At 69.7% G+C, this 10,433-nt stretch carries 6 protein-coding genes; 5 read left to right on the forward strand and 1 reads right to left on the reverse strand.

Translation table 11 applies throughout. The annotated features are described in order from the left end of the window. Window positions 1-30 precede the first annotated feature (30 nt). Entirely contained in the window at window positions 31-2,676 is a 2,646-nt protein-coding gene (gene acnA / locus KGQ19_RS26530) for an aconitate hydratase AcnA (RefSeq protein ID WP_212013180.1), read from the forward strand. Between the two features lie 102 nt (window positions 2,677-2,778). On the opposite strand, the gene KGQ19_RS26535 is transcribed toward acnA, so the two are convergent. Next, entirely contained in the window at window positions 2,779-3,276 is a 498-nt protein-coding gene (locus tag KGQ19_RS26535; RefSeq protein WP_212013171.1) for a hypothetical protein, read from the reverse strand. A gap of 98 nt (window positions 3,277-3,374) precedes the next feature. Between KGQ19_RS26535 and KGQ19_RS26540 the strand changes: the two genes are divergently transcribed. The 4 genes from KGQ19_RS26540 to KGQ19_RS26555 all read left to right on the forward strand — a co-directional run bounded on the left by KGQ19_RS26540 (window position 3,375) and on the right by KGQ19_RS26555 (window position 10,089). Continuing rightward, the gene (locus KGQ19_RS26540; RefSeq protein WP_212013174.1) at window positions 3,375-4,655 is read left to right on the forward strand and encodes a DUF1800 domain-containing protein; all 1,281 of its coding nucleotides are present in this window, start codon (window positions 3,375-3,377) and stop codon (window positions 4,653-4,655) included. A 48-nt stretch (window positions 4,656-4,703) separates the two neighbouring features. Beyond that, on the forward strand, window positions 4,704-6,044 hold the full coding sequence (locus tag KGQ19_RS26545; protein WP_212013176.1) for a DUF1501 domain-containing protein: 1,341 nt from the start codon (window positions 4,704-4,706) through the stop codon (window positions 6,042-6,044). 263 nt (window positions 6,045-6,307) lie between these two features. Further along, on the forward strand, window positions 6,308-8,314 hold the full coding sequence (dxs, locus tag KGQ19_RS26550; RefSeq protein ID WP_212013178.1) for a 1-deoxy-D-xylulose-5-phosphate synthase: 2,007 nt from the start codon (window positions 6,308-6,310) through the stop codon (window positions 8,312-8,314). Window positions 8,315-8,544: 230 nt separating this feature from the next. Further along, window positions 8,545-10,089: an ArnT family glycosyltransferase gene (locus KGQ19_RS26555; protein ID WP_212013179.1), complete on the forward strand. Its 1,545-nt coding sequence runs from the start codon at window positions 8,545-8,547 to the stop codon at window positions 10,087-10,089. Window positions 10,090-10,433: the final 344 nt, after the last annotated feature.

Raw genomic sequence — 10,433 nt, forward strand, 5'->3', positions numbered from 1 at the left:
CTTTCCGCAAGCGAGAGCTGGGCCATGGCAATGACCTCCAAGAACAGCTTCGGCGCCCGCGACACCCTCGCGGTGGGCGCGCAGTCGTACGAGATCTTCCGGATCGGCGCCGTCGAGGGCTCCGACCGCCTCCCCTTCAGCCTGAAGGTGCTGCTGGAAAACCTCCTGCGCACCGAGGACGGCGCCAACGTCACGTCGGGTCAGATCCAGGCCCTGGGCCAGTGGGACCCGAACGCCGAGCCGGACACCGAGATCCAGTTCACGCCGGCGCGCGTGATCATGCAGGACTTCACCGGTGTGCCCTGCGTCGTGGACCTGGCCACCATGCGCGAGGCGGTGGCCGAGCTGGGCGGCGACCCGGCGAAGATCAACCCGCTGGCCCCGGCCGAGCTGGTCATCGACCACTCGGTGATCGCCGACGTCTTCGGCCGCCCGGACGCTTTCGAGCGCAACGTCGAGATCGAGTACGGCCGCAACCGCGAGCGCTACCAGTTCCTGCGCTGGGGCCAGACCGCCTTCGACGAGTTCAAGGTGGTCCCGCCCGGCACCGGCATCGTGCACCAGGTGAACATCGAGCACCTGGCCCGGGTCGTGTTCGACCGCAACGGCCAGGCCTACCCCGACACCCTGGTCGGCACCGACTCGCACACCACCATGGTCAACGGCCTGGGCGTGCTGGGCTGGGGCGTCGGCGGCATCGAGGCCGAGGCCGCGATGCTCGGCCAGCCGGTCAGCATGCTGATCCCGCGGGTGGTCGGCTTCAAGCTGCACGGCGAGCTGCCCGCCGGCGCCACCGCCACCGACCTGGTGCTCACCATCACCGAGATGCTGCGCAAGCACGGCGTGGTCGGCAAGTTCGTGGAGTTCTACGGGGCCGGCGTCGCCGCCGTCCCGCTGGCCAACCGGGCCACCATCGGCAACATGTCGCCGGAGTTCGGCTCCACCTGCGCCATCTTCCCGATCGACGACGAGACCATCAGCTACCTGAAGCTCACCGGCCGCCCGGCCGAGCAGCTGGCGCTGGTCGAGGCCTACGCCAAGGCCCAGGGCCTGTGGCACGACGCCGCCAAGGAGCCGGCCTACTCCGAGTACCTGGAGCTGGACCTGGCGACCGTGGTGCCCTCGATCGCCGGTCCGAAGCGCCCGCAGGACCGCGTGGTGCTCGCCGAGGCCAAGGGCAAGTTCGCCGAGGTGCTGCCGACCTACGCCGCGCAGGGCACCAAGCCCACCCCGGTCACGATGGAGGACGGCACCCAGTTCGCCATCGACAACGGCGCGGTGGTGATCGCCTCGATCACCTCCTGCACCAACACCTCCAACCCGCAGGTGATGATCGGTGCCGCGCTGCTGGCCAAGGCCGCGGTGGAGAAGGGCCTGCACGCCAAGCCCTGGGTCAAGACCACCCTGGCGCCCGGCTCGAAGGTCGTCTCCGACTACTACGAGCGCGCCGGCCTGACCCCGTACCTGGACAAGCTCGGCTTCAACCTGGTCGGCTACGGCTGCGTCACCTGCATCGGCAACTCCGGCCCGCTGCCGGAGCCGGTCAGCAAGGCGGTCAACGAGGCGGACCTGGCCGTGGTGTCGGTGCTGTCCGGCAACCGCAACTTCGAGGGCCGGATCAACCCGGACGTGAAGATGAACTACCTCGCGTCCCCGCCGCTGGTCGTCGCCTACGCGATCGCCGGCACCATGGACTTCGACTTCGAGAACGAGCCCCTGGGCTTCGACGCGGAGGACAACCCGGTGTTCCTGAAGGACATCTGGCCCTCCACGCAGGAGATCCAGTCGGTCATCGAGCAGGCCATCACCGCCGAGATGTTCGCCAAGGACTACTCCGACGTCTTCCACGGCGACGAGCGCTGGCGCTCGCTGCCCACCCCGACCGGCAACGTCTTCGAGTGGGACACGGACTCCACCTACGTCCGCAAGCCCCCGTACTTCGAGGGCATGGCCGCCGAGCCGGCCCCGGTCGCCGACATCCACGGCGCCCGCGTCCTGGCCAAGCTGGGCGACTCGGTGACCACCGACCACATCAGCCCGGCCGGCAGCATCAAGGCCGACAGCCCGGCCGGCAAGTACCTGGCCGAGCACGGCGTCGGGCCCCGGGACTTCAACAGCTACGGCTCCCGCCGCGGCAACCACGAAGTGATGATCCGCGGCACCTTCGCGAACATCCGGCTGCGCAACCAGCTCCTGACCGACGTCGAGGGCGGCTTCACCAAGAACCTGCTCACCGGCGAGCAGAGCACCATCTACGACGCCGCCCAGGCCTACCAGGCCGCCGGCATCCCGCTGGTGGTCCTGGCCGGCAAGGAGTACGGCTCGGGCTCCTCCCGCGACTGGGCCGCCAAGGGCACCGCGCTGCTGGGCGTCAAGGCCGTCATCGCCGAGAGCTACGAGCGCATCCACCGCTCCAACCTGATCGGCATGGGCGTGGTCCCCCTCCAGTACCCGGCCGGCCAGAACGCCGCCTCGCTCGGCCTCACCGGCGAGGAGACCTTCGAGATCACCGGCCTGGAGGCGCTGAACGACGGCGGTACCCCGCGCACGGTGAAGGTGAAGGCCGGCGATGTGGAGTTCGACGCCGTGGTGCGCATCGACACCCCCGGAGAGGCCGACTACTACCGCAACGGCGGGATCATGCAGTACGTGCTGCGGAACCTGTTGAAGAAGTAGTAGAGCTCTGACAAAACAGCCCTCGGCCCCTGCGGGTCGGGGGCTGTTTCGCTGACGGCGTCAGGCGGCGGACGCCACGCTCGCGGAGCACTGCGAAGGCGGTCAGCTCAGCCGCCGCAACTCGTTCGCGGCGACCAGTGCCCAGTGCTGATCGGGCCCGGTCGCCGCGCGGGTGAACCACATCCGGGCTTCCGGAACGTCGCGGCGGCGGACGGCGATCACGCCGAGGAAGACCATCGCGGCCGGTGCGGTGTCGGGGTCGCCGATGGCGGTGACCGCCAGGAAGGACAGCCTCGCGCCGAGCAGATCGCCTTCGGTGTAGGCGAACATCGCGCCGTCGAAGAAGGCCCGCGCTTCCTTGCGCAGCACTCGCGGGATGTTCGCGGGCGGGCTCAACGACCGGGCTATGGCCGCGTGGCCGCCGATGGGTTCGTCGGGCGGCGAGTCGGGCGCGTCCTGCGAACCCAGAGGGATGAAGGGCTCCTCTGGCGGGTCCTCGTCCTCGTCCCCGATTTCGCTCGTCTCCTCCGCGTCGTCGCTCTGGGCCTCGATCTCGGTCTCGGGCTCGCGCGCGGCCAACGCGTCCAGCGGTGCGCGCACCTCATGGAACTGTATGTCGGGTGCTGGCCGGGGTTCCAATTCCGGGGACATGACCTTTACTTACCCTCGGTTTAACCCCGTTCCCCGATTCTGGCCGTATGGACCAGAACAGATCGGCTGTCGCGCATCTGTTGCGGCGCGCGGGGTTCGGCGCGAGCGGAGCCGAGATCGATGCCGCCGCGAAGGCCGGGTACGAGGCGACCGTGACCGCTCTGCTGGCGCCGACCGGGGCCGATCCCGGTGCCGCCGCGACACCGTTGCCCGGCTTCCCGGCCATGAAGGTGCCCAAGAAGGGCAGCGCGCAGTCGGACTACCAGATGGTGGGCTGGTGGCTGGCCCGGATGGCCGCCGTCACCCAGCCGTTGGTGGAGAAGCGCACGTTCTTCTTCCACGGGCACTTCGCCACCTCGATCCAGAAGGTGGCCAGCCCCGGCTACATGGTCCAGCAGAACCAGACGATGCGGACGCTCGGCGGCGGCGACTTCGCCGCCTTGGCGCACGCGATCGTCCGGGACCCGGCGATGATGCTGTGGCTGGACAGCGCGGGCAACACGCTCAAGGCGCCGAACGAGAACCTGGCCCGCGAGCTGATGGAGCTGTTCACCCTCGGCGTCGGCAACTACACCGAGGACGACGTCCGGGCCGGCGCCCGCGCCCTCACCGGCTGGCGCCTGGACGGGAACGGCAAGGCCACCCTCGTCCCCAAGCTGCACGACGACACCCCCAAGACGATCCTGGGCAGGACCGCGGACTTCGACGACACCTCGTTCGTCGACTGGATCCTGCAGCAGCCGGCCTCGCCGAAGTTCGTCACCGGCCGGTTCTGGGACCGCTTCGGCATGCCGGGGCCGATCCCGGCCGACGTGTCCGGTCGCCTGCTGGCCGCCTACGGCCCGAACCGCGACGTCACCGAGCTTCTCAGGGCACTGTTCCTCGACCCCGTCTTCCAAGGGCCGCAAGCACGCTACGCCTTGGTGAAACAGCCCACTGAGTATGTCGTCGGTGTTCTCAGGGCTCTGAAGATCAAGGTCGACGCGAGCGCGGATTCCAAGGACAACCAAGCGCTCCGCACCGCTCTCAACGGCCTGGGCCAACTGCCCTTCTACCCGCCGAACGTCGGCGGCTGGCCCGAGGGCACTGCCTGGCTGACCACCGCCGCGTCCCAGACCCGCTTCGCCTTCGCACAGTGGGCCGTGGCCAAGGGCGACCTGTCGCAGGTCCAGAACAGCAGCCCGTCGCAGCGTATCGACGCCGTCGCGCACCTGCTCGGCGTGGACGCGTTCACCGACCGCAGCACCGCCGCGCTCAACGAGGTCGTGGCCGAGCCGGCGCAACTGGTGACGCTGGCCCTGCTGGCGCCCGAGTACCTCGTGAACTGAAAGCCCGCTCGACGCTCGACACCGCAGCCAGAATCTAAGGACTCGATCATGGACACAGTGACCCGCCGCCGCTTCCTGGAGTTGTCCGGCGTCATGTCCACCGGCGCGTTCGCGGCCGCGTGCTCCTCCTCGCACGGCCACCCCGCGGCCGCCCCCGCCCTGACCCCGGGCGGCCCGACGACCTCCGGCGCGCAGCTCGGCGCGGCGGCCCAGCACTCGCCGCTCACCCCGGGCCAGGGCGTGGTGGTGCTGGTGACGCTCTACGGCGGCAACGACGGTCTCAACACCGTGATCCCGTACGCCGACCCGGCCTATCACGACTCCCGCCCCGACCTCGCCTACACCGCCGCCGACGTCCTCGACCTCGGCGACGGCCTGGGCTTCAACCCGGCGATGACCGGGCTGCACGAGCTGTGGCAGCGCAAGCTGTGCGCCGTGGTGCGCGGCGTCGGCTACCCGCAGCCGAACCACAGCCACTTCGTCTCCATGGACATCTGGCAGACCGCCACCCCCGGCGAGCCCACCGGCTCGGGCTGGCTCGGCCGCTGGCTGGACGCCCAGCCCGACGACCAGATCAGGGCCCTGAAGGCGATCTCGGTCGGCGGCACGCTCCCGCCCCTGCTCGGCGGTACCAAGACCGCCGGCAGCTCGCTGCCGATCGGCCAGTTCCGGCTGCCCCGGCCCGGCCCGCTGGACAACGGCTTCATGGCGCTGGGCCAGCCCTCGGCGCAGGACTCCACGCTGGCCGCCTACGCCTCCCGCGACGTCGCCGACCTGTTCACCGTCGCCAAGACCTTCAGCCCGGCGCTGGCCTCGGCGTCCACGACCGCGGGCAAGGCTTCGGGCAAGACCGCGGGCAAGGGCGCCGGCACCGCAAAAACCGCGGCCGGCGGCGCCGCCAAGGCCGCGAAGACCTCAGCGCTGGCTCAACAGCTGGACATCGTCGCCGAGTGCATCAACGCCTCGGTCCCGACCCGGGTGTACAGCGTTAGTCTCGGCGGCTTCGACACCCACAGCGCGGAGAAGGGCACCCAGTCCCAGCTGTGGGGCGAGGTCGACAAGGCGGTCGTGGACTTCCAGAACGCCATCGCCGCCGGCCCGCACGGCAAGAACGTGGTCACCGTCCTCTACACCGAGTTCGGCCGCCGGGTGAAGGCCAACGCCAACGAGGGCACCGACCACGGCACCGCCGGTCCGGTGCTGGTCGTCGGCGAGCCGGTGAACGGCGGCTTCTACGGCGAGCAGCCCTCGCTGACCGACCTCGACGACGGCGACCTGAAGTTCAACACCGACTTCCGCAGCGTCTACGCCACCCTGCTGGACAAGGTGCTCGGCGCGGATCCGGCCCAGGTACTCGGCCAGGACCAGCCGCGGCTCGCGTTCCTGTGACACTCGCGTTCCTGTGACACTCGCGCTCGTGTGACAGCCGTATCGAGCCGTCTGGCAAGGCGCCGCCTGTTCGCGCAGCGGCGCCGAACTCATGTTCGCCGCTGCTCGGCGGCGGAGGCGTCGTCGTGTGAACACCCTGCGCGGGCCATGTGAAGATCATGTAGAAGCGGCCTGGAAGCGCCAGGGCGGCGCTCAGGCCGGGCTTAGACTCTCTGCCGTATAACTGGAAGCCAGGGCGTCTGTTTCAACTGAAGGAGGATCGGGTGGCACTGCTGGAGGCGATCCAGGGTCCGCGCGATCTGGACAAGCTCAGCTCCGAGCAGCTCATCGAGCTCGCCGCGGAGATCCGCGCTTATCTGATCCCGACCGTGGCGAAGACGAGCGGCCACATCGGCCCGAACCTCGGCGTGGTGGAGCTCACCATCGCCTTGCACCGGGCCTTCGACTCGCCCAAGGACACCATCCTGTGGGACGTCGGCCACCAGTCCTACGTGCATAAGCTCCTCACCGGGCGGCGTGACTTCTCGGCGCTGCGGCACGCCGGCGGGATGTCCGGCTACCCGGCGCGCGCGGAGTCCGAGCACGACGTGATCGAGAACTCCCACGCCTCCACCGCCCTGGCCTACGCCGACGGCATCGCCAAGGCGCACCAGGTGCGCGGCGTCACCGACCGCCAGGTCGTGGCGGTGATCGGGGACGGCGCCCTGACCGGCGGGATGGCCTGGGAGGCGCTGAACAACATCGCCGCCGCCAAGGACCGCCCGGTGATCATCGTGGTCAACGACAACGAGCGCTCCTACTCCCCGACCATCGGCGGCCTGGCCGACCACCTGGCGACCCTGCGCACCACCCAGGGCTACGAGCGCTTCCTGGAGTGGGGCCGGGGCATGCTCGGCCGCACGCCGGTCATCGGCACCCCGCTCTACGAGGCGCTGCACGGCGTGAAGAAGGGCCTGAAGGACATCGTGGCCCCGCAGGGCCTGTTCGAGGACCTGGGCCTGAAGTACGTCGGCCCGGTCGACGGCCACGACATCGCCGGCATGGAGGCCGCGCTGCGCCGGGCCCGGCACTACCACGGCCCGGTGATCGTGCACGCCATCACCCGCAAGGGCGAGGGCTACCCGGCCGCCCGGAACAACGTCAACGACCAGCTGCACCAGGTCGCCGTGGACAGCGACCCGGAGACCGGCCAGCCGCTGGTCCCGGCCGGCAAGTCCTGGACCTCGGTGTTCTCCGACGAGATGGTGCGGATCGGGGCCGAGCGCGACGACGTGGTCGGGATCACCGCCGCCATGCTTCACCCGGTCGGCCTGGCCAAGTTCGCCGAGGCGCACCCGGACCGGATCTTCGACGTCGGCATCGCCGAACAGCACGCGGTCACCTCCGCGGCCGGCATGGCCTTCGCCGGGCTGCACCCGGTGGTGGCGATCTACGCGACCTTCCTGAACCGCGCCTTCGACCAGGTCCTGATGGACTGCGCCCTGCACAACGCGGGCGTCACCTTCATCGCCGACCGGGCCGGGGTCACCGGCAACGACGGCGCCAGCCACAACGGCGTGTGGGACATGTCGATCTTCCAGGTGGTGCCCCGCCTGCGCATCGCCGCCCCGCGCGACGGCGCCCAACTGCGGGCCCAGCTGCGCGAGGCGCTGGACGTCGACGACGCCCCGACCATGATCCGCTTCTCCAAGGGCGCGGTCTGCACGGACATCCCGGCGGTCGCCAAGGCCGGCTCGATGGACGTGCTGCGCACCACCGCGGGCACCGAACTGGCCCCGGACGTGCTGCTGGTCAGCGTCGGGGCGATGGCCGGGGTCGCCCTGGACGTCGCCGAGCGGCTGGCCGACCAGGGCATCGGCGCCACCGTCGTGGACCCGCGCTGGGTCAAGCCGGTGGACCCGGCGATGCTGATGCTGGCCGCCGAGCACCGCCTGGTGGTCACCGTCGAGGACAACGTCCGGGTCGGCGGCGTCGGCTGCGTGGTCGCCCAGATCCTGCGCGACGCCGGCGTCCACACCCCGCTGCGCGACTTCGGCGTCCCGGCGGAGTTCCTGGACCACGCCAACCGCGGCGAGGTGCTGGAGCAGATCGGCCTGACCGGCCAGCGGATCGCGCACGAGGTGGTCGGCTTGGTCGCCGGGCTGAGCAACGGGCTCGGTAGCGGACCGGGTGCGAACCGTGCCGACGCCGCTGCCGCGAACGGGGCCGCCACGAACGGTACCGCCGAGGCATTGGCCAACGGCTCCGCACCGAAAGTAACGACACTGTAGCAGTCTGCTGATCTTAGGGGGTTGCCCACCCGGCCGCCCGTGCGTGGGAGGTAACCTCTGTTCCATGGGCGGCGAGGCGTAATACGACGATGGTCGCCACAGACGCTCCCTCAAGACCTGGCCCGGGCCTGGCGGAACCCCCGGAGCCGCAGCCCTCCTGGCTCCGGCGCGCTTGGCGCAACCCGCGTTTCCAGCGCCTGTGGAGCACGCCTCAGGCGTCCTGGACCCGAGTGGTCCTACTGTTCTTCGCAGTCGCCACCATCACGCACCTGCCGGCCTTCAGCCGTACCTTCTGGAACCCCGACGAAGGCTTCCTGGCCACCCAGGCCCGCGCCCTCAACACCGAGAGCGGGCAGTTCTACCAGATCATCGTCGACCGCAAGCCGCCGCTGCTGCCGTACGTCTACGCCTGGGTCTTCAAGCTCTTCGGCGACCACGGCCTGTCCACGGTGGTGGTCATCCGGGTGCTGGCGATCGGGGTCCACGTCGTCACCGCGATCCTGATCACCCAGATCGCCAAGCGCCGCTACGGCCAGCACGGAGTCTGGGCCGGTCTGCTCTACCTCCTCGGCTCCGCGGGACTGGCGCCGGAAGACTCCCAGGCGGCCTCGTTCGAAGTCTTCATGCTGCCGTGGACGTGTGCGGCCTTCCTGCTCGCCGACAGCGCCCGCCGCAACCGCGGCCGCGCGATCCCGCTCCTGGCCGGCTCCGGCGTGGCGGCGGCCCTGGCCACCCTCACCAAGCAGACCGCGGGCGTCACGATGCTCCCGGTCGCCTGGCGCGCGTGGAAGGACCAGCGCTGGCGCGGGCTGGCCACGGTCATCCCCGCGTTCCTGCTGCCGATCGTCGGCGTCGCGTTCTGGGTCGGCTTCGGCGACTTCTTCTTCTGGGTCTTCACCGGCAACAGCGGCTACCTGACCTCCCTGGGCTCCTTCGGCACGATCATGGCCCGGTTCTGGGGCAACTTCGGCATCTTCGCCGGTGCCTCCGCCGCCGCGTTCCTGTCGATCATGTACATGACGGTCCGCAACGGCGTCATCAAGGCCGACGCCGACCTCTGGCTCTGGCTCGCCGGCGCCGCGGTGGGCGTCTCCAGCGGCTTCCACTTCTTCGGCCACTACTTCCTGCAGATGCTGCCGCCGATCGTGATCCTGGCCACCGGCGCACTGCACCGCAACAGCTCGCGACTGCGCTGGACGATGCTCGGCGTCACGAGCACCACCGCGACGCTGTTCCTGACGCTGGCGTTCACCTGGCCGCGCACGGACATGGAGCACAACTGGGAAGTGGCCCAGGAGGTGCAGAAGGCGGCCGGCCCCGGCAAGTCGGAGCCCATCATCGTGTGGGGCATGGACCCCTCGATCTACTTCATGTCGGGCCAGATCCCGGCCAGCCGCTTCATCACCGCCGGCTTCCTGTCCGGCTTCGCCGGCGGCGGCGACCAGACCAGCGTGCCCCCGATCGTCTACACCCCGGACAGCCCGATCGTGGGCATGGCCCAGGACATCCTGAACCTCCAGAAGAAGGGGCAGGAGCCGGAACTGTTCGTCGACGACTCCTGGGGCAAGCCGTACCAGCCCAAGGACATCAACGTCATCGCGGATCTGGTGAACAACTACTACACGCTGCGCAAGGGCGTCGACCACACGTTCATCTACCAGCTGACGAAGCCGGACGGACTGCGGGTCTGGGCGCAGACGATAGTCGACAAGGGGATGCAGGACGTGTGGGACAAGAACCAGTGGGACTTCATCAACCCGCCGGATGGGAGTTAGACGATTGATTCCTGGGGGTACCGGCGCGAAACGTCACGCAGCCTCTGGCTGCCAAGGGCACAGTAGCGGCGCCTGGCCGCCCCGGCCGGCCCCCCGAAGCCAACCAGGCTGAGGGCGGCCGTCCGGGTCGCCCATGCTTGCTGCTGAGCCGTTTCGCCAGTTCGCTTGTCAGCTGGCGGTCCTGCTAGCCGGAACCCCCAGGAATCAATCGTCTAGCCGATTGAAGCGGCTTTGACCAGCCCCAGGCTGATCAGGCTCTCGGCGCTGGCGACGATCGTCTCCTCTGTGGACCGCGTCTCCCAGCCCAGTACTCGTCCTGCCTTGCTGCCATCAGCCTTCTTCAC

Origin of the sequence: Catenulispora pinistramenti, assembly GCF_018274385.1 — a bacterium.
Classification (GTDB): Bacteria; Actinomycetota; Actinomycetes; order Streptomycetales; family Catenulisporaceae; genus Catenulispora; species Catenulispora pinistramenti.